At 69.8% G+C, this 22219-nt stretch carries 18 protein-coding genes and 1 pseudogene; 11 read left to right on the plus strand and 8 right to left on the minus strand.

The window, feature by feature from the left end; genetic code table 11:
- The 3 genes from ACJ73U_RS13690 to ACJ73U_RS13700 all read right to left on the minus strand — a co-directional run.
- The coding region (locus ACJ73U_RS13690) for a CBM35 domain-containing protein (protein ID WP_407777974.1) at positions 1 to 604 on the minus strand (604 nt) is incomplete at its 3' end.
- Between the two features lie 28 nt (positions 605 to 632).
- Entirely contained in the window at positions 633 to 1961 is a 1329-nt protein-coding gene (locus ACJ73U_RS13695) for a carbohydrate-binding protein (RefSeq protein ID WP_407777975.1), read from the minus strand.
- Positions 1962 to 2323: 362 nt separating this feature from the next.
- The gene (locus tag ACJ73U_RS13700; RefSeq protein ID WP_407777976.1) at positions 2324 to 2842 is read right to left on the minus strand and encodes a MarR family winged helix-turn-helix transcriptional regulator; all 519 of its coding nucleotides are present in this window, start codon (positions 2840 to 2842) and stop codon (positions 2324 to 2326) included.
- On the opposite strand from ACJ73U_RS13700, the gene ACJ73U_RS13705 reads away from it, so the two are divergent.
- Positions 2841 to 3671, plus strand: coding sequence for an alpha/beta fold hydrolase (locus ACJ73U_RS13705; RefSeq protein WP_407777977.1), 831 nt, complete (start codon positions 2841 to 2843; stop codon positions 3669 to 3671). The two genes, ACJ73U_RS13700 and ACJ73U_RS13705, sit on opposite strands and share 2 nt — an antisense overlap.
- Before the next feature lie 341 nt (positions 3672 to 4012).
- Positions 4013 to 4885 carry a serine/threonine protein phosphatase gene (locus ACJ73U_RS13710; RefSeq protein ID WP_407777978.1) on the plus strand — a complete coding sequence of 291 codons (873 nt, stop codon included), beginning with the start codon at positions 4013 to 4015 and terminating at the stop codon, positions 4883 to 4885.
- Between the two features lie 145 nt (positions 4886 to 5030).
- Here ACJ73U_RS13710 and ACJ73U_RS13715 read toward each other — a convergent pair.
- The 4 genes and pseudogenes from ACJ73U_RS13715 to ACJ73U_RS13730 form a co-directional block, all read right to left on the minus strand.
- Positions 5031 to 5192, minus strand: a pseudogene (locus tag ACJ73U_RS13715) (DUF6444 domain-containing protein); the annotation flags it as partial.
- Positions 5193 to 5286: 94 nt separating this feature from the next.
- Entirely contained in the window at positions 5287 to 6495 is a 1209-nt protein-coding gene (locus ACJ73U_RS13720; RefSeq protein ID WP_407777979.1) for a glycosyltransferase, read from the minus strand.
- A 52-nt stretch (positions 6496 to 6547) separates the two neighbouring features.
- Positions 6548 to 6928 carry a hypothetical protein gene (locus ACJ73U_RS13725; RefSeq protein ID WP_407777980.1) on the minus strand — a complete coding sequence of 127 codons (381 nt, stop codon included), beginning with the start codon at positions 6926 to 6928 and terminating at the stop codon, positions 6548 to 6550.
- A 504-nt stretch (positions 6929 to 7432) separates the two neighbouring features.
- Positions 7433 to 8401, minus strand: a complete 969-nt coding sequence (locus tag ACJ73U_RS13730) for an SDR family oxidoreductase (RefSeq protein ID WP_407777981.1) — start codon at positions 8399 to 8401, stop codon at positions 7433 to 7435.
- 124 nt (positions 8402 to 8525) lie between these two features.
- On the opposite strand from ACJ73U_RS13730, the gene ACJ73U_RS13735 reads away from it, so the two are divergent.
- From ACJ73U_RS13735 to ACJ73U_RS13745, 3 genes are all read left to right on the plus strand, one after another.
- A complete protein-coding gene (locus ACJ73U_RS13735; RefSeq protein ID WP_407777982.1) occupies positions 8526 to 9116 on the plus strand; it encodes a TetR family transcriptional regulator in 591 nt (196 codons plus the stop codon).
- Positions 9117 to 9243: 127 nt separating this feature from the next.
- Entirely contained in the window at positions 9244 to 9423 is a 180-nt protein-coding gene (locus ACJ73U_RS13740; RefSeq protein ID WP_407777983.1) for a hypothetical protein, read from the plus strand.
- A gap of 409 nt (positions 9424 to 9832) precedes the next feature.
- Entirely contained in the window at positions 9833 to 11284 is a 1452-nt protein-coding gene (locus ACJ73U_RS13745; RefSeq protein WP_407777989.1) for an amidase, read from the plus strand.
- A gap of 159 nt (positions 11285 to 11443) precedes the next feature.
- On the opposite strand, the gene ACJ73U_RS13750 is transcribed toward ACJ73U_RS13745, so the two are convergent.
- Positions 11444 to 12064: a hypothetical protein gene (locus ACJ73U_RS13750; protein WP_407777984.1), complete on the minus strand. Its 621-nt coding sequence runs from the start codon at positions 12062 to 12064 to the stop codon at positions 11444 to 11446.
- 398 nt (positions 12065 to 12462) lie between these two features.
- Between ACJ73U_RS13750 and ACJ73U_RS13755 the strand changes: the two genes are divergently transcribed.
- The 6 genes from ACJ73U_RS13755 to ACJ73U_RS13780 all read left to right on the plus strand — a co-directional run.
- Positions 12463 to 13044 carry a hemerythrin domain-containing protein gene (locus ACJ73U_RS13755; RefSeq protein ID WP_407777985.1) on the plus strand — a complete coding sequence of 194 codons (582 nt, stop codon included), beginning with the start codon at positions 12463 to 12465 and terminating at the stop codon, positions 13042 to 13044.
- A gap of 203 nt (positions 13045 to 13247) precedes the next feature.
- Entirely contained in the window at positions 13248 to 16040 is a 2793-nt protein-coding gene (locus ACJ73U_RS13760) for an AfsR/SARP family transcriptional regulator (protein ID WP_407777990.1), read from the plus strand.
- Positions 16041 to 16095: 55 nt separating this feature from the next.
- Positions 16096 to 17295, plus strand: coding sequence for an FAD-dependent monooxygenase (locus ACJ73U_RS13765; RefSeq protein WP_407777986.1), 1200 nt, complete (start codon positions 16096 to 16098; stop codon positions 17293 to 17295).
- Positions 17296 to 17981: 686 nt separating this feature from the next.
- On the plus strand, positions 17982 to 18806 hold the full coding sequence (locus ACJ73U_RS13770) for an NTP transferase domain-containing protein (RefSeq protein ID WP_407777991.1): 825 nt from the start codon (positions 17982 to 17984) through the stop codon (positions 18804 to 18806).
- Between the two features lie 16 nt (positions 18807 to 18822).
- Positions 18823 to 20625, plus strand: a complete 1803-nt coding sequence (locus tag ACJ73U_RS13775; RefSeq protein ID WP_407777987.1) for an aldehyde ferredoxin oxidoreductase family protein — start codon at positions 18823 to 18825, stop codon at positions 20623 to 20625.
- 70 nt (positions 20626 to 20695) lie between these two features.
- Positions 20696 to 22219, plus strand: a 1524-nt coding sequence (locus tag ACJ73U_RS13780; RefSeq protein ID WP_407777988.1) for a molybdopterin-dependent oxidoreductase, incomplete at its 3' end; no start/stop codon positions are given.

Here is a 22219-nt window from a genome sequence, read left to right on the forward strand (position 1 = left end):
CCCGCCGCACCAGCCGTGAGTCGGTGGGGGTGGGCGTCGGGTTCGACTGCGGGAACTGGGCGCCGAACTGGGTCAGGACGAGCCCGAGGCCGGACTGGATCGGGTCCTGCGGGATCGGGTCGGAGATCGGGCCGCTGAACTCGTCCTCCGTGAGCGAGTCCAGGTTGCCCAGCCCGTTCGCGGTCGTGGCGGCGATCCGCACGGTGTTGGCGCCGGAGTTCAGCGGCGCGCTGATGGTCTGCGTGCGCCAGGTGGTCCAGCCGCCCGTGCCGGAGAACTGCGGCTCGGCCCGCACCGTGCCGTTGACCGTGATCGTGGCCGGGCGGCTGGTCGACGTCCCGTTCGCGTACCGGAACGCCAGGAGCCTGGTCCCGGCCGCGGCCGAGTCGACGGTGAACTCGACCGCGGCGCCGACCGCGTTGTCGCTGTTGACGAATCCGCTGCCGGTGAAACCGGTGTGATTGCTCTCCACGACGCCACCCGAGATGGTGGCCTGCTCCGCCTCGTACACCGCGGCGGCCGCCGCGGCCGGCCCGCCGGTGGCGGTGGTCGTCAGGCCGGCCATGAGCAGGGCGGCCAACCCGGACAGCACCGTACGTTTCATGCTTTTCTCCTCGGTTCGGCTCTGGGGCTCAGCTCTGGCTGGTGACAAGGGCGTACTGCTGCGCTATCTCGCCGGCGGACGCGTCCCGGTCGAGGAACATCAGGGCGTCCATCCGGCAGTCGCAGGGGTTGTTCTCCCGGTTGTTCTGGGGGAAGCTGCCGCCGATCTTGATGCCGCGCGGGTTGGTCGGGGAGGTGGCGAAGGGGCCGCCACCGCCATGGATCTTCCACGGGTCGCCGTCGACGCTGTAGGTACCGGCAATCGGTTGGCCGTTCCTGTAGAGCGCCATGGTCCCGGTGTCGTAGTTCAGCGTCGCGGCCAGGAACACCCAGGTGTTCTGGGGAAGGAGGGTGTGCCAGTCCTCGTTCGCGGCGAACACCTGCGACGACTGGTCGTCCAGTCGGCGGCCGAGTGCGACCAGGTGGATCTTCCCGTTCACCTCGAACAACTCGATCAGGGCGCGGACCTCGTGGCCGTCCGAATCACCGCTGAGCAGACCGGCGAGCCCCACCGCGTCGTAGAAGTCGGTGGTGCTCGACGTGTTCGAGTTGGGGCTGGGGTTCGTGCCGGTCATCTTGAACCAGCCCATGACCGTGATGCCCCGCACCCGGCTGAACGCGCTCAGGCTGGGCACGCCGGACGTCGAGTAGCGACCCGACTTCCAGTCGTCGTTGCCCTTGACCGTCGGGCGAACCTGTTGCAGCTGCAGCGATGTGGTACTGCCCGGATAGGCGCCGTCGGCCACCCGCATCGCCGCGCCGCCGTTGATCAGGTTGATGCTGGTGCCGGACAGCCCGCGGTCCAGTTCGACCGCCGCGTCCCCCGGTGACGGATGCTCGAAGTCGTAGAACGCGACCAGGTTCGGCGCGAGGCTCGGCACGACGTCCGCGGGCGGCGGGTCGCCCCCGACGGACAGTGAGTCGAGGTTGGGCAGGCCGCCGGCCGTGGTCGCGGTCAGCCGCACCGTGTTCGTGCCCGCGGCGAGTTCGGCCGGCGCGGCACGCGTGTTCCAGGTGGCCCAGTCGCCGGTGGGCGCGAAACTCAGCGTGCCCCGGTCGACCCCGTCGACGGTCAGGGTGGCCGGCCGGTCCGCCGTGGTCCCGTTGGCGAACCGGAACACCAGGTTCTGGGTGCCGGCCACGTCGACGCTGAACTCCACCGCCGACCCGACCGCGTTGGTGGTGTCCACGAACCCCGTCCCGGTGAACCCGGGGTGGTTACTCGCGACGACCCCGTTGACGATCGTCGCCTGTTCCGCCTCGTACCGCGCCGGCGCCGCGGCCGCCGGTGTCACCGAACCGAGGGCGAGCACACCGCTCAACCCCACGACAAAGCCTCGACGAACCGTGACGGGCATTCTCGCCTCCACATACGATTGCATACCAAACAAGGCGCTGCCCGCACGTGTCAGTTTACTAGGAAAGCGCTTTCTCCGGAACTCTCCACTCGCCGGCACATCCCGGGTACACTCCCCGCCCGCTGTTGAGGACGATCCAGACGATCTATCCCACCAGGGGCAAACCCGACGCGGCGGCCCCGCTGGTGTCACATCCTGTTGGTGACGAGGTCTGGTCCTTGACTGCAGCTGTCGCACGGCCGCCGCACCGCGACTCCGGGTGGGTGCCCGTGGGCTACCGCCGACGAGGTCGAGAGTCCGGGGCTGGACCGGCAAGGGTCGCTGAGGCAGGAGCGGTGGTGTTGAGTCGAGTTCGACCGGCCTCAGGAGTTGCGGGAAGAGCTTGCCTTGAGCCGCTGGGCCAGCGCTTCCAGCGTGGCGGCGACGGCCGAGATTTCGTCGGGGTCGTCGGTGCCGAGTGCTTTCGCGAGCGCGGCGTCGATGGTGGTGGACCGGACGAACGCGACCCGGTCGGACGCCTCGGGCGCCTGCCGGATGAGTACCCGGCGGCGGTCCTTGGGGTCGGGTTCGGTCACGATGGCGCCGCCTTCGCGCAGCCGTGCGACGCAGGCGGACACCTGGCTCTGGGGGAGCGTGGTGCGCGCGGCGATCTCGCCGATGGCGCTGCCGGGATTCTCGAGGACGTCGGTGGCCACGATCATCACCGCCCGGACGCTGGTGGAGTACTCGCGCAGCCCTTCGGTCGGCATGGCCTCCTCGGCGATCTTCATCAGGGCACGCCCCAGCAGGAACAGGTCGACTCCGTTCATGCGGCCAACATACATCACAATAGATACATCTTTCTTGATGTATCTATTGTGATGCTTTACGGTCGGCACCATGCACGACACCAAGACCGGCACGCTGCCGGTGCCGGGAGCGTCCCTGTACTACGAGGTCCGTGGCTCGGGCCCGTTGCTGCTCATCGCCCAGGGCGGTGACGGCAATGCCGCCCGCGGCGCCGACCTCGCCGACCGGCTCGCCGCCGACCACACGGTCGTCACCTACGACCGGCGCGGCCTGTCACACAGCACCCTCGACGACCCGACAACCCCGGTAACCGTGGCCACGCACGCCGACGACGCCCACCGGCTGCTGGCCGCGCTCACCGACGAGCCCGCGTACGTGTTCGGCTCCAGCTTCGGCGCCCTGCTCGGCCTGACATTGGCCGCCGCCCACCCCGACCAGGTGCACACCCTCGTCGCACACGACCCGGCGACGTTCCGGCTGCTGGCCCCCGAAGGACGCGACCGAGCCACGCGTGACCTCGACATCCTCGAAGACCTGTTCCGCGACCAAGGGACGCTCCCGGCGCTGGCGAAACTCAGCGAACTCGTCGAAGCCGACTTCTCCGACCGCGAGCCGGACGTGCCCATGCCCACCCCGCCCGGGCCGGAACGCCTCGCCGACCTGGAGTTCTTCTTCCGCAACGACCTGCCGCAACTCCGCGCCGCGGAACTGGACGCGGGCCACATCGCCACGCTGACGAGCCGGGTCGTACCTGCCGCGGGCCAAAAATCGCGAAGGCTCTGGAACTACGACTGCGCGCAGGCGCTGGCGTCCCTCCTGGACACGGACGTCACGGAGTTTCCCGGCGGGCACAGCCTTTCGACCCATCCGGCCGCGTTCACCACACGCCTGCGCGAAGTCCTCAACCCGCGTTCTTCGTGAGTCCTCCGCATGCCCAACCCGCCACCTTTCAGGCGGTCCACACCAGCATCGAATGGTCGACCTGCCACACGCACGTGCACGCGTCGCGGCAGCGCGGTCAGCGGCCCGAGCGGTGCGACGGCGTCGCCGTTGGGTGAAGCGGGATCTTGTCGTGATCACGGCGGCCCGTTCGACCGGTCGGCGGCGGGGTCGGTGGCACAGTGGGTGTCATGACGGCTGCTCGCAAGGACTATCGTCGGCGACTTTCGGCCTTGCTGGCTTCCTGTAGCGACAGCGAACTTGCCGCGCTGACGGACACGGGGCGGGCCGACAGCGTGGGTGTGGGCGGCGGTTCAGCGGTGGTGGACGTTGATGGTGTGCCGGTGTTCGTCAAGCGGATTCCGTTGACCGACCGGGAACTGGCCCACCCGGGCTCTACCGCGAACCTGTTCGATCTGCCGGTGTTCTGTCAGTACGGCGTCGTCAGCCCGGGATTCAACGCGTGGCGGGAGTTGGCCGCGAACAGGGTCGTCAGCGACGCCGTTCTGGCGGGTGAGACGCAGTCGTTCCCGGTGCTTTACCACTGGCGGGTGCTGCCTGGCCGTTCGCCGATCGCCGCGGAACACGCCGACATCGACGCGGTTGTCGCCGCCCTGGGCGGCTGCCCGGCCGTGCGTGTCCGACTCGAAGCGCTGCGCGACGCAACGTGGAGCCTCGTGTTGTTCTGCGAGTACATCCCGTACCCGCTGCCGGAATGGTTGGGTGAGGATCCGGTGGGCAAAGCCGCCTCGGTCGAGCGGCAGTTCGCACAGATCGTGGGGTTCCTGCGCGGTCGGGAACTGCTGCACATGGACGGACACCTCGGCAACATGCGCACCGACGGGCAGCGGATTTGTCTCACCGACTTCGGGCTGGCGACATCGCCGCGTTTCGACCTGTCGGCAGCCGAGCGCGACTTCGCCGAACACCACGCCACCCACGATGCCGGCTACGCCGCCATGCGACTGGTCAACTGGCTGGTGACCGACGTCTGCGGGATACCGGCGCCGGCCAGCGGCGGCCCAGTCGCCCGCAACCAGTACGTACTCCAGTGCGCCATAGGTCACGTCCCGGACGACGTGCCGCCGGTCGTGGCCGCGATCCTGACCCGGCACGCACCGGCCGCCGCGAAGATGAACGCCTTCTACTGGAAGCTGTTCGACGGCGAGATCCACACGGAGTACCCCAGCCCGTAAGGCCGACCAGGCGATACCGCATTCCCAACCCGCCACCTTTCAAGCGGTCCACACCGGCATCGAATCGTCGACCTGCCACACGCTCCTCGTCGAAAAGACATCTGACGCCGACGCCGTGTCCTGCACTGATCTTGTCCGCTGGTCGGTGCACCCTCCGGACGAACGGCGGCTTCGACGAGTTCCGGCTGTTCTGCCCCAGCTGTCGCTTCAACTCCGCGACCTCGGCCTCCACCCGGTCAATCTGTTCAGGCTGCCGCACCACTTGCGCGGTACAGACGGCAGTCGTCGCGTGGCGAGCGCCGGCCATCACGCGCCGGAATCCGGAACTGACCAGGCAGGCGTTCGACCTGCTGTCCACCGGCCTCGACTACCCCGCGGGGCCCGCAGTCGCCGGGCGGTGATCAGTGGCGGCGCCACGCCACCCCGAGTTCGTCGACCACAGCGCCCCGATGCTCATCGCCGCGTTCCAACAGGTCCGGCACGATGACCGTCGTGCCCGTCGACGGCCCGGTAGCCCTGTGGGTGGTCGACGGCCCGCGCAGTAGCGATCGCTCGAAGAACCCGTCGGTCCACGGTGCGCAAAGCTTCCGGTAGTGGCCGGCCTCGGTCGCGCTTCGGCACACCTCCAGCTGCAGCCCGATGAGGGCGTCCAGGTGCCGGCCGGACGGGTCGAGTGCGCTGGTCGCCACCAGGGCGTCGTCGTTGCGGATCCTGATGCTGCGCGTGAGGTCCCGGTTCGTCACCGCACCCGTGTGAAACCCGAACATCGAGCGGAAGTAGTGCGCGTCCGGGTCGCCGTCCGCCACGACGTCCAGTGCGTCGCACAACCGGCACACGTAGTCCCACTCGCCCATGGCGACCAGAGCCTTGCACGCGAAGCCGACCGCGATGCGGTAGTAACCCAGAGCGTTCTGTGTGTCTCCACTCCTGGCGTCGGTGTCCAGGAGAGCGTGCACAGTGGCACAGAGTTCCATGATCTGGGCGCTGGTGATCTCCATGCCGGCGTCGCGGATGCGGAAGCACGGCCACCGGGGGTTGTTCGGCTCCTCGGCCATCGCGATGTCCAGGAGGTCCAGGTTCCGCTTCCGCTTGCCCTTGGCTCGCGCGACGGACGGTTCGTAGCCGTCGTGCCGGAACTCGATGTCCAACCGGACGAGGTCGACCGGCGTTCCGTCGGCGTGGACCACGTACTCGTGCACCGGTCCCCGATAGCGGATTCCGCTGTCCGTGCGGAGAATACGCGGAACACCGGTCGCCACCGTGCCCCGGCCCACCTCCCGGATCCGAGGCGCGAAGACGTCCCCGTCGGGAAGGGGGAACAACCGTGCCACGCAGTCCGGTGGCAGCCATTCGTCGGCGTCGACGAACACGACCCATTCTGCCCTGATCTCCTCGATCGCGTGGTTCCGCACAGCCGCGAAGGACCCCGGCCACGGCATCCGGACGAGCCGGACGTCCTCGTAACCGGCCACGATGCCGACCGTTCGATCCACCGACCCCGTGTCGACGACCAGGATGTCGGCGAAACCCTGGCCGGTCACGCTGTCCAGACAACGCGCGATGCAGCGCTCTTCGTCTCTCGCGAGAATCGCGATGCCCACTGATGACATGAAAACCTCCCGCGGACGGGGGCGCCCGCCGGGCGGGCGCCCACGAACCAGATCAGCCGCAGGACTCGCTCTCGTAAGTGCCGTCACCGCAGGGGCTGTGCACCTCGGAGTCGAAGACGTAGCAGTACCTGAGCCCGCCGTTGGGACTGTAGGTGTACTTGTAGATGTGCTGAACCCACGTGATGCTCGGGCATTGCTTGGTGTGGGTGTATTGAACGTGGTTCGGCTGGAAGCAGGAGTCCGCGAGTGTGTCCGACGGTGTGGCGACAGCAGCAGAAGCGGCACCGGCCGTGAGCGTCAGGAACGAAACCCCAGCGAGAAGCCCCGCGGCGATCCCGCCCACCCGCCGGATCCGCGTCCTGTCGCGCCCGCTGTCCGTCGGGCCGGCCAGTTCTGCCTCGACATTTTCCAGAAATTTCCGGCGTGCGTCCATGTTGAATCCATTTCGGTTTCGAATTCAGGGCCCCAGTGGCTCTGAAACCGAACCTTAGCGACACCCACCATATCGGATACATATTCTTGCCCATATTAGGCTCATATGACGTGGCAATCTCGCCGTTTGATGTCCCATGTGAATTCGCTCTTGCTCATCGCCGACCGGCGGAACCGTGTTTTCGCGAGCCAGACCGATCTCTCCGCCGCCGACGCGGTGCCGGGCCTACTCAGGCCGTTGGTGCGACCACTGCCGTGATGTCGACCTCGAGCAGCATGCCGGGGCGGAACAGCCTGCTCACCTCGACGGTCGTGCTGGTCGGCAGTGCGCCGTCGAGGTGCCCGTGGTGGTCCAGGGCGGCCTGGCCCGCGAGGATGAGCAGACGCGCTCATCGGCCACGACCGAGCGTTCGACGTGTGGCCGATCAGCGGCATGACAGGACGTTGCAGGACTGTAGGTGCCTAGCGTCGAGGCAGTGGATCTTCGCTGGCCGCGGCTTTGCGGTCAGTTCTGGTTGTGCTCGTGCGAGTCGTGACGGTGTAGCCAGATCTCCTCGGCGCGGATGCTGGCTTGTGGGGTGAAGTAGTCGCCAGTTCTGAGGTCCTCCAGCAACGTTGCGTGCCGCGGCGTCCAGCCCAGCAGCGCCTGGGTGTGCTCGCTGGAGACGGGCACGTCGAGGGAGAAGAACCTGGCCAGGAAAGGGTTTCCGAGATGCTCGGTGGCCTGTTCGAGGGTCAGCGAGGCGGTGGGGATGTCGAGCATCTCCGCGATCTGCTCCGCGATGCTCTTGATCGTGACGGCGCTTTCGCCGACGCCGTGCAGCACGCTGCCGGCGGGCGCCTTCTCCAACGCCAGTCGGAAGAGGCGGGCGGCGTCGGCGCGGTGGATGGCGGGCCACCGGTTGGCGCCGTCACCGATGTAAGCCGAGGTGCCTGACCTGCGCGCGGCCGCGACGAGCGCTGGAATGAACCCGTAGTCGCCTGGGCCGTGCACGGTCGGCGCGAGTCGCACGACGCTGGCCCGGACCCCCAGCTCGGCGTATCCCAGACAAGTCAGCTCGCCCGGGATGCGAAAGGCGGCGACCGAATCGGGATCCGGCGCGTCCTGCTCGATGCTGATCCGGCCGGCCTTCGTCACCAACGTGCCCGAGGTGCTGACGAACGGCCTGCCGGACCCGGCCAGTGCTTGCCCAAGCGCGTCGATCGCGGCGCAGTCGCGGCGGATGAGGTCATCCGGATCGGCGTAGTCGCCGCCGTGTGCCATGTGCAGGACGCCGTCGGCGGCTTCGGCGCCGCGGCTCAGGCTGTCGAGGTCTTCGAGGCTGCCGCGGTGGGGTATGGCGCCCAGCGACTCCAGCCGAGCGGCTGCGGCGTCCGAGCGTGCCAGACCGGTGACGGTGTGACCAGCCGCGACGAGCTCGGCGACGACGGTGGGGCCGGTCTGCCCGGTTCCACCGGTGACGAAGATACGCATGAGGACTCTCCCAGGTAGCGCCAGCAGCTGGCGATAAGTAGTGCCAGTGACTGACTCTACGCGTTGCGCCAGTCACCGACACAACGTGGTGTCAGTCACTGACGTAACGCGGTAGGCTCGGCTGGTGCCACGCAGCGGAGCAGAAGCGCGTCGCCGCCTTCAGCAGGCGGCCTTGGAGCTGTATCAGGAACGGGGGTTCGACCAGACCACCGCGGCGGACATCGCCGCGCGGGCCGGGGTCAACGAGCGCACCTTCTTCCGGCACTTCCCGGACAAGCGCGAGGTGCTCTTCGACGGCGAAGCCGACCTGCGCGCCGCGCTGATGCAGTCGGTCGCCGAAGCGCCTGATGGGCTGGAGCCGTTCGACGTACTGCTCTACGCCTTCCGGAAATCCGCGCGGAATCTGGAGAACAACCGCCCGTACTCCGAACCACGGTGGAAAGTCGTCGCGGTGACCCCGGCGCTCCGCGAGCGCGAACTGGCCAAGCACGCGTGGCTCACCGACGCCACGGCAGAGGCGCTGCGGCAGCGCGGTGTCGGTGACGGGTTGGCCGCCCTGGCCGCCCGGACCGGCTGGGCCGCCTTCCAGCACGCGGTCCAGACCTGGATCGACCACCCCGCACAGAGTCTGGACGCGCATCTGCTGCAAGCCTTCGACGATCTACGCGCCCTCTCCACGACCATCCAATCGGGACAGACGCAGGCCGAGAGCTGACACTGCCTGCCCGCGGTCACCAAACGTCGCGACTGAACCGCGTCACGAAGGCAAGGTCACCCGGGCCTGTGTACGAACATCCGCTCGTCGGCAGAAGAGTGAGCCTGCGCACCCCTGCCACAGTTCCGTGGCGAGCGGTGGCTGGGCGGTTGTTCGTGGCCACGACCTGATGTACCAGGCGTCGACCGGCATCGCGAAGTGGTGGACCGGAACCGAGGGCTCCGGCGCAACCCAGATGCTGTTTCGGAGCGAAGCCAACCTCGGCGTCTGGACCGCGGTCTGGGCAACCAACACCAACGGTATCTGACAGAGCGGGGGAGGAAGGGCGAGTGCCGGCTCAAGTCGGGCCGGCATCGTCCGCCAGTTGGGCTGGCTACGCGAGTTCTACAGCGACATGTACGTAGACACGGGCGGGCTACCGACGGCCGGCACCTATGACGACGATTGCCTGTCGACAACGGGTGACTTGGGCAAGGTCCGATGGGGATCGGGAACAGCAACGGTCAGGAATTGAGACATCCATCCTGTTGCACGAAGCGGCATTTCATGGCCTGTGCGGGTGGGGTTGGTCCACTGTCGGCGCTGTGACCTGCGGATGGCCGCATTCGATGGTTGAACGAGTGCGCGGCTTCGTCGGTGAAGGTGGCCCGTTCGGTCTGGCTGTTGCGCGAACCGGAATTTCGTGTCCTCTGTGGCCGGTCGGTAGCTTCGGATTCATGGAATGGAGCTTTCAGACGGCCGAAGAGTTGGTTGCCGCGTTGCGCGGCCGTGCGGTGACGTCGGTGGAACTGACCGACGAGGCGATCGCCCGTATCGAGCGCGATGACGAGGTGATCAACGCGATCTGCGTGCCGGACTTCGACCGTGCGCGGGCCGCGGCACACCGTGCCGATCAGGCACGTGCGCGTGGTGAGGACCGGCCGCTGCTCGGCGTTCCGGTGACGGTCAAGGAGTCCTACAACATCGCCGGGCTGCCCACGACCTGGGGCATGCCGCCGCACCGGAACTATGTGCCGGCCGAGGACGCGGTACAGGTGTCGCGACTCAAGGGCGCGGGCGCGGTGGTGCTCGGCAAGACCAATGTGCCGTTGGGGCTACAGGATATCCAGAGCTTCAACGACATCTACGGCACCACTACCAACCCGTGGGATCACGCTCGCACGCCGGGTGGGTCCTCCGGCGGGTCGGCGGCGGCACTGGCGTCCGGGTTCGGCGCGCTGTCCATCGGCTCCGACCTCGCCGGCTCGCTGCGCACCCCCGCGCATTTCTGCGGCGTCTACGCGCACAAGCCGACGCTCGGACTGGCGGCAACCCGCGGCATGGTCGCGCCGTGCGAGCCGGCATTGCCGGCCGAGTTCGACCTCGCCGTCGTCGGTCCGATGGCGCGCACCGCCCGCGACCTCACGCTCCTGCTCGACGTCATGGCCGGACCGGACCCGCTGACACACGGCGTCGCGCACCGTCTGGCGCTGCCGCCCGCCCGCCACGAGCGGCTCCGCGACTTCCGGGTCCTGGTCCTCGACGAGCACCCGCTCATTCCGACCGGGTCCCCGGTGCGGGCGGGCGTGCACCGGGTGGCCGCCGCGCTCGTCGACGGCGGCGCCCACGTCGAACAGCACACTCCGCTGCTGCCCGACCTGACCGAAGCGGCGACGCTCTACATGAAGTTGCTGATCTCGGGCTCCGTCGCGCGTTTTCCCATCGAATCGCTCGAGCAGCTGGCGACCCGCGCCGCCGAACTGAGCGCGGACGACCAGAGCCTTGACGCCGTGCGGCTACGCGCGATGGTGTTCAGCCACCGCGACTGGATCGAGGCGAACAACCGCCGAGAACTCCACCGCCACGGTTGGCGGGCTCTGTTCACCGTGTTCGACGCCGTGGTGTGCCCCATCACGCCCACGCCCGCGTTTCCGCACGATCACAACCCCAACCCGTTGGAACGACGCATCGACATCGACGGCGTCGAGTACCCCTACTTCGACCAGCTCGTCTGGGCCGGCCTGGCCACCATGCCCGGCCTACCCGCCACCGCCATACCCACGGGCCGGTCCCCCGAGGGGCTGCCGGTCGGAGTACAGCTCATCGGCCCGATGTTCGAAGACCGCACCCCGCTGCGGCTGGCCGAACTCCTCGAACACAAGATTGGCGGCTTCCAGGCACCCAAGTAGAGTGCACTGGTCAGCCGGCAGGGACAGGCGTTGTCGGGAACTCCTATCCCTACCAACGCGCGCTCGTCGGCAGAAGCGGACGTTCGCAGCACGTGATCTGCGGGATGGCCGTGCGTCCTGTGTTTTCAACTCCGCTCGATAGCGACCGGCAGCGTGCGATTAGGGTTCGGGTTCTTCGTCGCGGCGGCGGATCATGTCCTCGGCGGAGGCGTGCATCCATTCTTCCGCGGTGAACTCGGGTGAGCGGTACTGCAGGATGCGTGGCGCAGGTGGGGGGAACCCGTGTCGGGCCAACTCGGTCATGATCTGGTTCGCGCAGCGGCCAGCGCGGGACGACGAGCCGGGCTCGGCATCCTCCAGCCGGAACAGGGTCATGACCACCGGTCCCGTGGCGTAGCGCATGAGCTCCGGGTTGCTGAGGTAGCGGCCGAACGGCGGCTCGGCTCCCCTGAAGACCAGGTGCAGCCGGTAGGTCGTGGGGCTGGCGGACCGGCTGCTGTACATCAGACCAGCGACCCGGCTCCACTCGATCCGCCGACGGCGCCACGGCCTGATGATCGTGATCGCGGTGTCGTCGAACCGCACCGCCACCCAGTACATCTGCACCACATGCACCAACACGGCGAAGACCAGCAGTGGAATGACCGCAACGGCCCGGCCGGTCAACCCCACGGCGCCCCAGACCACGATGGCGGCGCACAACGCCACCGCATCCACCGCCATCGGCAGGAGATGCTCGGCAGCCAACGGATACAGCCGCACCGTCACCGTTGCCGCCATCCCACCTCCCCATTCACGGATGCCGCCATTGTCCAGCACCACCCGCCCTACCGAGCCCACTTCAGCGAAACCCACACCCACCGGACAGATCCGAGTCATCGTCGCGGCGTGATGCGACGAGTCGCGATTCACAGCCCGACCCTGCGCGACCAGCCAACGTGAGCGTGCGTACATCGGCTGCGTCGGCTACCTCGCCTTTTCGTAACGATGATCGACTTCGACTAGCGCTCGTCGGCAGAAGAGGACGGGCAGTTCGGCGCAGGCCCGCTCTGGTGGGCTGTGCGCTGGCGAGGATCCGTGGCGCCGACCGTGGTCCAAGGACCGGGCACAGGCAGTCGCGACGTGTAGTGCAGTGCCGATCGGGAATCCAGAAGTAGGTGTGACCCTGGGAGGTAGGGATGAGCAAGCCTGAGGCCATGTCCGACAACGATGTGGTGGCGCTGTTGCTGCACCAGCATGAGGAGATCCGCCGGCTGTTCGTCGAGGTGAGGGATGCCGGGCCGGCTGATCGCGCCGAGGCGTTCGACCGGTTGCGCCGCTTGCTCGCGGTGCACGAGACCGCCGAGGAGCTGATCGTGCACCCGGACGCCCGCAAGTTGCTCGCCGATGGCGACCTGGTGGTGGATGCCACCCTGGCCGAGGAGCTCGCCGCGAAGCAGGTCCTTGTGGAGCTGGAGAACCTGGGCACGGAGGCGGCCGGGTTCCTGCCCAGGCTGGAAGAGCTGCGGATCGCGGTGGAGGATCACGCCAAGCACGAGGAGCAGGAGGAGTTCCCGTGTCTCCGCTCGGCCCACAGCGACTCCCGGCTCAAGGCGATGGCGAAGGCGGTCAAGGCCGCCGAGGCGCTGGCCCCGACACACCCCCACCCCGGCGTGGAGTCGGCCACCGCCAACCTGCTTGTCGGCCCCTACGCCACCATGCTGGATCGGGCTTACGACGTGATCAGCCAGGCCATAGGGCACACCGTCAGCGACGACTGACACGGTCACGGTGACTGCGGGAAGGAGCATTCTCAGCGCGATCACCGGCGCGGGAGGGCGGTCGCGAGGTGCATGTACCGCTGCCGGAGTCGCCGCGAGTCTCGCGTTCGCGCTGGACCGAGTCGCAGAGGTCGGTGTGCGCCACCGCAACCCGGGGTGTGTGAACGCGGGACTCGCGGGGCGCGGGGCATACTTGCGCCGTGATGCGGTTCGGGGTGTTGGGGCCGGTGGAGGCACGACTGCCCGACGGCAGTCCTGTGGCGGTCGGCGGGCCGCAGGTGCGGTCGCTGCTGGCGATGCTGCTGCTCGACGCGGGCCGCACGGTCAGCACGGGCCGCCTGACCGAGGGCCTCTACGGACCTGACGCGTCGGACGTCGGGCACGCGTTGCAGTCGCAGGTGTCGCGGCTGCGGCGCGGACTGCGGGGCGGCCCTACCGTCGAGTTCGGACCGGCGGGCTACCGGCTCGCCGTCGATCCGGACGATGTGGACGCACATCGGTTCACGACTCTCCATCGTCAGGGTAGGCAAGCGCTTGCCGCAGGCGATGCGGCGCGCGCCGCGGCGCTGTTGGGTGCGGCACTGGATCTCTGGCGGGGTCCGGCGCTGGCCGATGTGCTGGACACGCCGTTCGCCGGTGCGGCGGTGGAACGGCTCGCGGAACAGCGGCTGACCGCGACCGAGGACCGGGCCGAGGCCACGCTCGCACTCGGCGAGCACCACGCCGTGGCCGCGGCGCTGACCGAGCTGGTGGCCACGCATCCCTTGCGCGAGCGGGCGAGGGCGTTGCTGATGCGAGCCCTGTACGCGGCCGGCCGGCAGGCCGAGGCGCTGGCCGTATACGAGGAGGCCCGGCGGCTGCTAGGCGACGAGCTGGGTGTCGACCCGTCGGCGGAGCTGGCCGCGGCGCACCTGGCGATCCTGCGTGCGGAGCCGGCCGCCGCGCCCCCGGCGCGGCGGGTGCCCGCCCAGCTGACCAGCTTCGTCGGGCGCTCGTCGGACCTCGCGCGGTTGACCGCCCTGCTGGCCGAGGCTCGGCTGGTGACGCTGACCGGCCCGGGCGGCACCGGCAAGACCCGGCTCGCCGTGGAGGTGCGGGTGCCCGGCGAGGTGTGCTTCGCCGACCTGTCCCCACTCACCGACGACACCCAGGTGGCGCCGGCACTCGCCGCGGCACTGGGACTGCCCGACGGCGGGGCGCCCTCGGAGTCGAGGCTCGTCGCGGCACTGACCGACCGGCCGCTGCTGGTGATCCTGGACAACTGCGAGCACGTCATCGCCGGCGCCGCCGGGCTGGCGCACCGGTTGCTGGCCGCGTGTCCCCTGTTGCGGATCCTGGCCACGAGCCGCGAGGGACTCGGCATCACCGGCGAGGTCCTGTTCGCGGTGCGCCAGCTGGCCGTCCCGCCAGCCGACGCGGAGCTCGCCGCGGCACTGGCGTCACCCGCGATCCGGCTGTTCGCCGACCGGGCCGCCGCGGTGCGGCCCGGGTTCACCGTGGACGCGGCGACGATCGGCGCGGTGCGGCGGATCTGTGCCGCGCTGGACGGGTTGCCGCTGGCCATCGAGCTGGCGGCGGCCCGGCTCCGGGCGCTGACGCTGGACGAGGTCGACGCGCGGCTGGCCGACCGGTTCGGACTGCTGACCCGAGGTGCGCGGACGGCGGCGCCCCGGCACCAGACGCTGCGGGCGGTCGTCGAGTGGAGCTGGGATCTGCTGGATCCGGTGGAGCAGGCGCTGGCGCGGCGGCTGACGGTGTTCGCGGGCGGGGCCACGCTGGCCGACGCGGAGCGGGTCTGCGGTCTGTCCGACGTGGTGGACACCCTGGCCGGGCTGGCGGACAAGTCGCTGGTGGAGGCGCATGACGGCCGGTACCGGATGCTGGAGACGATCCGGGAGTTCTGCGCGGAGGGGGTGGAGTCGTGGGTGCCGAGGGCGCACGCCGAGTGCTTCACCGAGCTGGCCGAGACGGCGGACTCCTTCCTGCGTGGGTCCGAGCAGCTGACGTGGCTGGCGCGGCTGTCCGCCGAGCAGGGCAACCTGCTCGCGGCGCTGCGGTGGGCCGTTTCCGAGGCACCCGCGCTGGGGTTGCGGCTGGTGGCGGCGTCGTCGTGGTTCTGGTGGTCGCAGGGGGTGCGGAGTGTGGTCGCACCGCTGGCCGCACGGTTGCTCTCGGCGGTCGAGGGGCCGGCCGAGGAGTACGCGTTGTGCGCGGTCGCGGCCGGCGAGCCGGACCGCGCGGTGGCCGCGCTGGCGTCGTGCGCCGGCCCGTTGCGGCGGCCGTTCGTGGTGTACCTGCTGTCCATGGCCGGCGGTGTGGTCGAGATGTCGTCGGCGCGGCAGCGTGAGCTGATCGGCGACGATCCGTGGGCGCAGGCGTTCGAGCGGATGGGCACCGGACTGGTGCTGCTGCTGAGTGGCCGGCCCTCGGCGGCGGAGTTCACGGCCGCGCTGGCCGGGTTCCGGTCGGTGGGTGACCGGTGGGGAGTCGCGACGGCGTTGGACAAGCTGGCCGGGTTGGCGGACTCGCCGCAGGACGCGCTGGCGATGATGGACGAGGCCGTCGTGCTGGTCGAGGAGCTCGGGCGGGTGGAGGACACCGCGGACCTCCTCACCCGGCGGGCGGACATCCTGGCCCAGGCCGGCGAGGTGACCGCGGCGCTGGCCGGCTACGGGCGCGCCGCGGAGTTCGCCCGGTCGGTCGGCTCGTCCGTCCAGCACGCCAACGCCCGGCGGGGGCTCGGCGACCTGGCACGATCGGCCGGCGATCTCGGCGTCGCCCGCCGCCACTACGAGGAAGCACTCGCGGAGTGCGGGGCGGCGTCGATCAGTGCGCGGGAGGCCCGCGCTCGCATCCTCACCGGCCTGGGCTGGACCGCCCACGCGGCCGGCGACCTGGGCCACGCCCGCGACCACTTCCACGCGGCCCTGGCCGCGGCGACGGGTAACCAGCCGGTGGCGGCGGCCGCTGAGGAGGGCCTGGCCGCGGTGCGGTGAGTGCCGGTGAGTGCTTGGTGAGCCCGCGGTGAGCGGGTCGCCCGACGCTACCGCCATGACACAGTTGAACAACAAGACGGTCCTCATCTCCGGCGCCAGCATCGCCGGGCCCGCGCTCGCGTTCTGGCTGCGGCGGTACGGCTTCACCCCGACCGTCGTCGAGCAGACGCCCGCGCTGCGGGAGGGTGGCTACAAGGTCGACCTGCGTGGCGTGGCCATGCGGGTGATCGACCGGATGGGGCTGACCCCGGCCCTGAAGCAGTACAGCACCAACATGCGGGGCGGCCAGTGGGTCAACGCCGTGGGCAAGCCGATCGCGACGCTCGGCCCCGACCTCATCGGCCTACGTGCCCCCGGCGACGACGAGATCCTGCGCGGCGACCTGGCACACATCATGTACGACGCGACGAAGAACGACGTGGAGTACGTGTTCGGCGACTCGATCACCAGCATCACGCAGAGCCACGACGGCGTCGCCGTCACCTTCGCCCGGTCCGCGCCGCGGGTGTTCGACCTGGTGATCGGGGCGGACGGGCTGCACTCGAACGTGCGGTCCCAGGTGTTCGGCGAGGGGTTCGTCCGTCCACTCGGGATGCACGCGTGCGTGTTCAGCGTGCCCAACCACCTCGGCCTCGACCACTGGGAGCTGATCCACGCGGCGCCGGGCCGGGTCGTGAACATCTACAGCACCGCCCAGTCGGCGGCCAAGGCCCAGTTCATCTTCCGCAGCCCGGATTCTCCCCCGGACCGCCGCGACGTCGCCGCGCAGCAGCGACTCGTGGCCGACGTCTTCGCCGACGCCGGCTGGGAGACGCCGACCCTGCTGTCCGCGATGCCGCGGTCGCCGGACTTCTACTTCGACTCGTCGAGCCAGGTGCACATGGACAGTTGGTCGGCGGGCCGGGTCGCGCTGGTCGGGGACGCGGCACACAGCCCGTCGCCGCTGTCGGGTCAGGGCACGAGCCTGGCGCTGGTCGGGGCGTACGTGCTGGCGGGCGAGCTGAGGGCGGCGGCGGGTGACCACCGGGTGGCGTTCGAGCGGTACCGGGAGGAGATGCGGGAGTACGTCGACGTGAACCTGAAGCTGGGCGAGAGCAACGCCAGCCAGATGGTGGCCGGCAGCAAGCGCCAGCTCCGCATGCAGAACCTCATGATGCGGTACGTCAGCGTCCTCCCGTGGAAGGACCTGGCCCTACGCCCGATCCTGAAACCCCTCAACGCCGCCGCGAACGCGATCGTCCTCAAGGACTACTGACCGACTGGACAATCCTTGACGACAACAGAGGCGGCCCGGTCCACTCGTGCCTGGTGATCTCGACAGCAGTTGTCAATGCCTGTGGCTGCAGTCTTCAGCAGTCCTCCCGCCAGCAGCCCCAAGGCCAATGACCACTACTGCGACGGGTGCAACAACGGAACGGGCTGGGTCAGCCCGCACGGAAACTACCCGGGGAAGGTTGGCTCGCACGGTAAGCCCTTGCTCGACCTGTCGAAGGTCGCCAGACCACCGCTGATCCGCGATCTGGAACGGCACTTCGTAGGTGGGGTGCCGCGGATGGGAACCCAGGGTAAACAGTCCGTAGCGTGAAGTGAGCCGTGCTGGAAGTATCCACGTTCGCTGGCGAGGCCCTCGGCGTAGACGCCCCAGCCTTCGGTGGAGAAGGGGGTGGTGGACAGCGCTCGCAGCGGGCGCCTGCTCATGCGGCTTAAGTGAACGTGGTGGCCGGGATAGGTTTGACTGTGGCGGCGCTGTTGCCACGCCACATGGCGACGGCGCGGGCGACCAGCTCCGGCGGGCCGGCGGCCGGCACGGGGATCACCAAACGGCCGTTACCGCCGTGTGCAGCCAGTAGGGGTGGCGGCACGTACGAGGCGACAAGGTGAGAGCGAGAGGTGCGGGTTGAGCTGACTATCCTCGGGTGGGTGGGTATTGCGGCTGGTGTGGTGCTCGCGGGTGGTAGATCCACTCGTATGGGGGCGGCGAAGGCTGGGCTGGAGTGGCACGGCTCGACGTTGCTCTATCGGGCTGCCGCTGTGATGGCGCGGTCGGTTGAGGGGCCGGTGGTGGTTGTCGCGGCGCCTGGGCAGGAGTTGCCCGAGCTGCCGGCGGGCATCGCTGTTGTCGAGGATCCGGTGGAGGGGCTTGGGCCGATGCAGGGGCTCGCCGTGGGGTTGGCGGCGGTGGGGGATCGGGCCGGGGCGGCGTTCGTCTGTTCGACTGATCTGCCGTTTCTGCATCCTGCGTTTGTTCGGCGGGTGCTGCGTGGGCTCACCGAGGGTGTCGATGTGGTGTTGCCTGTGGCGCGGGGGTTTCGGCAGCCGTTGGCCGCTGCCTACCGGACCGGGTTGGCGGGGTTGGTCGCGGATCTGCTGCGGCAGGGGAACGACCGGCCGGGGATGATCTTCAAGCACTGTGCGGTGACCCAGTTGGATGACGCCGGCCTGTTGGCGGACGTGGCGGTCGCCAGGTTCGACCCCGGCCTGGAGTCGGTGGTCAACGTGAACACGCCTGAGGACTACCGGGCCGCGCGGGATCGGGAGCCGCCGGAGGTGGCGGTGGAGCGGTTCGGGGCGTTGGCCAAGGGAGGTGGGCATCGGCCGCGGGCTGTGCGGGCGGCGACGGTCGGGCATGCCGCGGCGGCGGTGGGGCTGGCGTTCGACCGGCATGTCGTCGCTGCTGTGAACGGGGACCAGGTGACCAGGGACGGGCGGTTGCCGCTGGTCGCGGGGGACACCGTGGCATTTCTGTCGGCGGACGCCGGGGGATAGGGCATACAGTCGACTCATGGCGCCAGGTGGTTTCTTCGGGCGGGCGCTGGTCGTGGACGTGCGCGGTGACCACGCGACCGGCACCACGCTGACGCTGGCTGACCGGGTCCTGCGGGCGTATCTGGGCGGCGTCGGGCTGGGGACGTGGCTCACGCACCGGCTCGCTCCGCCGGGGGTGGACCCCCTCGCGCCGCGGGCGCCGCTCGCGTTCGTGTTCTCCTCGCTCGTCGGGACGCCGCTGACCACGAGCGCCAAGTTCGCCGTGGTCGCGAAGTCGCCGCTGACCGGGCTGCTCACCGACGCGCTCGCGTCCAGCCAGTTCGCCATCGCGGGCAAGCTCACGGGGCACGACGCGATCGTCGTCCGGGGGCGGGCCGACGAGCTGTCCGTGCTGCTGATCGACGGTGACGGGCCACGGCTGGCGGCCGCACCCGACCTCGAAGGGTTGCCGGCCGCCGAGGCGGAGGCCCGGGTCAGGGACCGGTACGGGCGCGGGTGGCGGACCGCGGCGATCGGGCCGGCGGGGGAGCGGGGCGTGCGGTTCGCGACGGTCAGCCACGACGGCCGCCACGCCGGGCGCGGTGGGCTCGGCGCGGTGCTGGGTGCGAAGAACATCAAGGCCGTGCTGGTGAAGGCGGCGACGAAGGTGGCCGTCGCGGACCAGGCCGGGGTGCTGGCCGCGGCGCGGGACCTGCGCACGCGCAGCTTCGGGCCGGCCACCGCCAAGTACCGCGAGCTGGGGACGCTCGCGAACCTGCTGGCGTTCAACGCGGTCAGCACGCTCCCGACCCGCAACTTCACCGCCGCGACCTTCGAGCAGGCGCCCCGACTGGCGGCCGAGGAGCTGCACGAGCTGCGCGGGGTGGCCCGCAACAGCTGTGCGTCCTGCTCGATCGGCTGCGAGCACATCTACGCACGCAAGGGCGGCGGCAGCCAGCGCATGGAGTACGAGAACGTGTTCGCGCTCGGCCCGTTGTGCGGGGTGTCCGACCCGGACGACGTGTTCGCGGCCAGCGCCCGCTGCGACGAGCTGGGCATCGACACCATCTCGGCCAGCGGGACGATCGCGTGGGCGATGGAGTGCGTCGAGCGCGGGCTGATCGACGCGCCGTGGCTGCGGTTCGGCGACGGTGCGGCCCTGCTCAGGGCGCTCGACGAGATCGGGACCCGGGCACCGGGGTTGGGTGAGCTGCTCGCCGTGGGCTCCCGCCGCGCGGCCGAACGGGTCGGGCACGGGTCGATCGACTTCGCGGCGCAGGTCAAGGGGCTCGAGATGCCCGGCTACGAGCCGCGCAGCCTGCAGTCCATGGCGCTCGGGCTGGCGGTCAACGCGCGCGGCGCCGACCACAACCGGTCCGGCGCCTACGAGGCGGACCTCTCCGGCGACGTCGACCGCTTCGCCGGTGGCGCACCGCACGTGGCGGCCGCGGTGAACACCGAGGACCGGGCCGCGGTGATGGACTCGATGATCCTGTGCAAGTTCCTGCGCGGGGTGTTCGAGGACCCGTTCACCGAGTGGGCTCGGCTGCTCGCGCTGGTCACCGGCTGGGACCTCGACGCGGACGAGCTGCGTGCCACCGCCCGCCGGATCGTGCGGGCCAAGCGGGCGTTCAACCTGCGCGAAGGCGCCACCGCGGCCGACGACACCCTGCCGACCAGGATGCTGGAGACCCCGCTGGAACTCGGGTCGGGACGCACGGTGTCGCTGACCGCCGACCGGCTCCGGTCGATGGTCGCCGGCTACTACGAAGCACGCGGGTTGGACGAGCACGGTCGGGTGGCGGAAACCGATCTGGCGGATCTACTTCTGGACGCCTAGCGTCGGCCGCAGGACCGGACGACATGGACAGCAGTATGCTGTATGCAATGTCGAGAGGGAGCGAGCAACGATGACGACTCTCGAGGAACCGGAGACGTCGGTGCGGACCGTGACCGCGGAGATCGACGGCCGGTCGGTGACGGTGCCGGAGGGCACGAGCATCTACGACGCCGCGCGACAGGTCGGCGTGGACATCCCCGTGCTGTGCCACAACGAGCGCTACGACCCGGTCGGCGTGTGCCGCATGTGCGTCGTCGACACCGGTGGCCGGGTGCTCGCGGCCGCGTGCGTGCGACCGTGCGAGGACGGGATGACCGTCAGGACCGACACCGAGGAGATCCAGCGCAATCGGGCCACGCTGACCGAACTGCTGATCTCCGACCAGCCGGCCCGCGCCGACGACCCGAAGCAGAACAAGACCGGCGACAACCTGCTGCTGGAGCTGGCCGACCGGTTCGACGTGGCGAAGGAGACCACCGAGCTGCCGTGCGGGTCCGGGCGTGGGGTCGACCTGTCGAACCCGGTCATCGAGGTCAACCACGACGCGTGCATCCTGTGCGACCGCTGCGTCCGCGCCTGCGACGACGTCCAGGGCAACGACGTCATCGGCCGCTCCGGCAAGGGCTACTCGACCCTCATCGCGTTCGACCTCAACGACCCCATGGGCCAGAGCTCGTGCGTGACGTGCGGTGAGTGCGTGCAGGCCTGCCCGACCGGCGCGCTGACCAACAAGGCCATCAACAACATCCCGATCCAGCCGCGCGAGCGGCTCGACGCGGTCGACAGCGTCTGCCCGTACTGCGGCGTCGGCTGCGCGCTCACCTACTACGTCGACCGCGAGCGCGGCGCGATCTCCTTCGCCGAGGGCCGCGACCAGCCCGGGTCGAAGAGCCGGCTGTGCGTGAAGGGCCGCTACGGCTGGGACTACGCCGCCTCGCCGCAACGCCTGACCATGCCGCTGATCCGGCGCGAGGAGTCCTACCCGAAGGGCCCGCTGTCCGCGGATGTACGGGGGGACGACGATCGCGGCCGCGTCGGCGGCGGCAACCGCAGCGGCGGCGGCCGCGGTGACAAGAAGCTGGGCCGCGACGGCCGCCGCAAGCCCGGTGGGCTCGTCGACTACGACGAGGTCATGCCGCACTTCCGCGAGGCCACCTGGGAAGAGGCCCTCGACCTGGTCACCCGGCGCCTCAAGGAGATCCACGCGACCCAGGGCCCCGGCGCGATCGCCGGGTTCGGCTCCGCGAAGTGCTCCAACGAGGAGGCCTACCTCTTCCAGAAGCTCATCCGCGCCGGGTTCGGCACCAACAACGTCGACCACTGCACCCGCCTGTGCCACGCGTCGTCCGTCGCGGCGCTGTTCGAGGGCGTCGGCTCCGGCGCGGTGTCCACGACCTACGGCGACGTGGCCAACGCCGAGGTCGTGATCATCACCGGCTCCAACCCGACCGCCAACCACCCGGTGGCCAGCTCGTTCTTCAAGCAGGCGCGCCGGCGCGGCACCAAGCTGATCGTGGTCGACCCGCGGCGCGAGCGGATCGCCGACCACGCCGACATCTACTGCCAGATCAAGCCGGGCACGGACGTCGCCTTC

Origin of the sequence: Actinophytocola sp. (assembly GCF_045807065.1) — a bacterium.
Lineage (GTDB): Bacteria > Actinomycetota > Actinomycetes > Mycobacteriales > Pseudonocardiaceae > Actinophytocola.

What these genes read in the sequence shown, in the direction of transcription:
- ACJ73U_RS13695 (WP_407777975.1), bottom strand. Translation starts at nt 1,961, where the DNA reads ATGCCCGTCACGGTTCGTCGAGGCTTTGTCGTGGGGTTGAGCGGTGTG.
- ACJ73U_RS13705 (WP_407777977.1), top strand. Translation starts at nt 2,841, where the DNA reads ATGCACGACACCAAGACCGGCACGCTGCCGGTGCCGGGAGCGTCCCTG.
- ACJ73U_RS13700 (WP_407777976.1), bottom strand. Translation starts at nt 2,842, where the DNA reads ATGGTGCCGACCGTAAAGCATCACAATAGATACATCAAGAAAGATGTA.
- ACJ73U_RS13720 (WP_407777979.1), bottom strand. Translation starts at nt 6,495, where the DNA reads ATGTCATCAGTGGGCATCGCGATTCTCGCGAGAGACGAAGAGCGCTGC.
- ACJ73U_RS13725 (WP_407777980.1), bottom strand. Translation starts at nt 6,928, where the DNA reads ATGGACGCACGCCGGAAATTTCTGGAAAATGTCGAGGCAGAACTGGCC.
- ACJ73U_RS13730 (WP_407777981.1), bottom strand. Translation starts at nt 8,401, where the DNA reads ATGCGTATCTTCGTCACCGGTGGAACCGGGCAGACCGGCCCCACCGTC.
- ACJ73U_RS13745 (WP_407777989.1), top strand. Translation starts at nt 9,833, where the DNA reads ATGGAATGGAGCTTTCAGACGGCCGAAGAGTTGGTTGCCGCGTTGCGC.
- ACJ73U_RS13750 (WP_407777984.1), bottom strand. Translation starts at nt 12,064, where the DNA reads ATGGCGGCAACGGTGACGGTGCGGCTGTATCCGTTGGCTGCCGAGCAT.
- ACJ73U_RS13755 (WP_407777985.1), top strand. Translation starts at nt 12,463, where the DNA reads ATGAGCAAGCCTGAGGCCATGTCCGACAACGATGTGGTGGCGCTGTTG.
- ACJ73U_RS13760 (WP_407777990.1), top strand. Translation starts at nt 13,248, where the DNA reads ATGCGGTTCGGGGTGTTGGGGCCGGTGGAGGCACGACTGCCCGACGGC.
- ACJ73U_RS13765 (WP_407777986.1), top strand. Translation starts at nt 16,096, where the DNA reads ATGACACAGTTGAACAACAAGACGGTCCTCATCTCCGGCGCCAGCATC.
- ACJ73U_RS13775 (WP_407777987.1), top strand. Translation starts at nt 18,823, where the DNA reads ATGGCGCCAGGTGGTTTCTTCGGGCGGGCGCTGGTCGTGGACGTGCGC.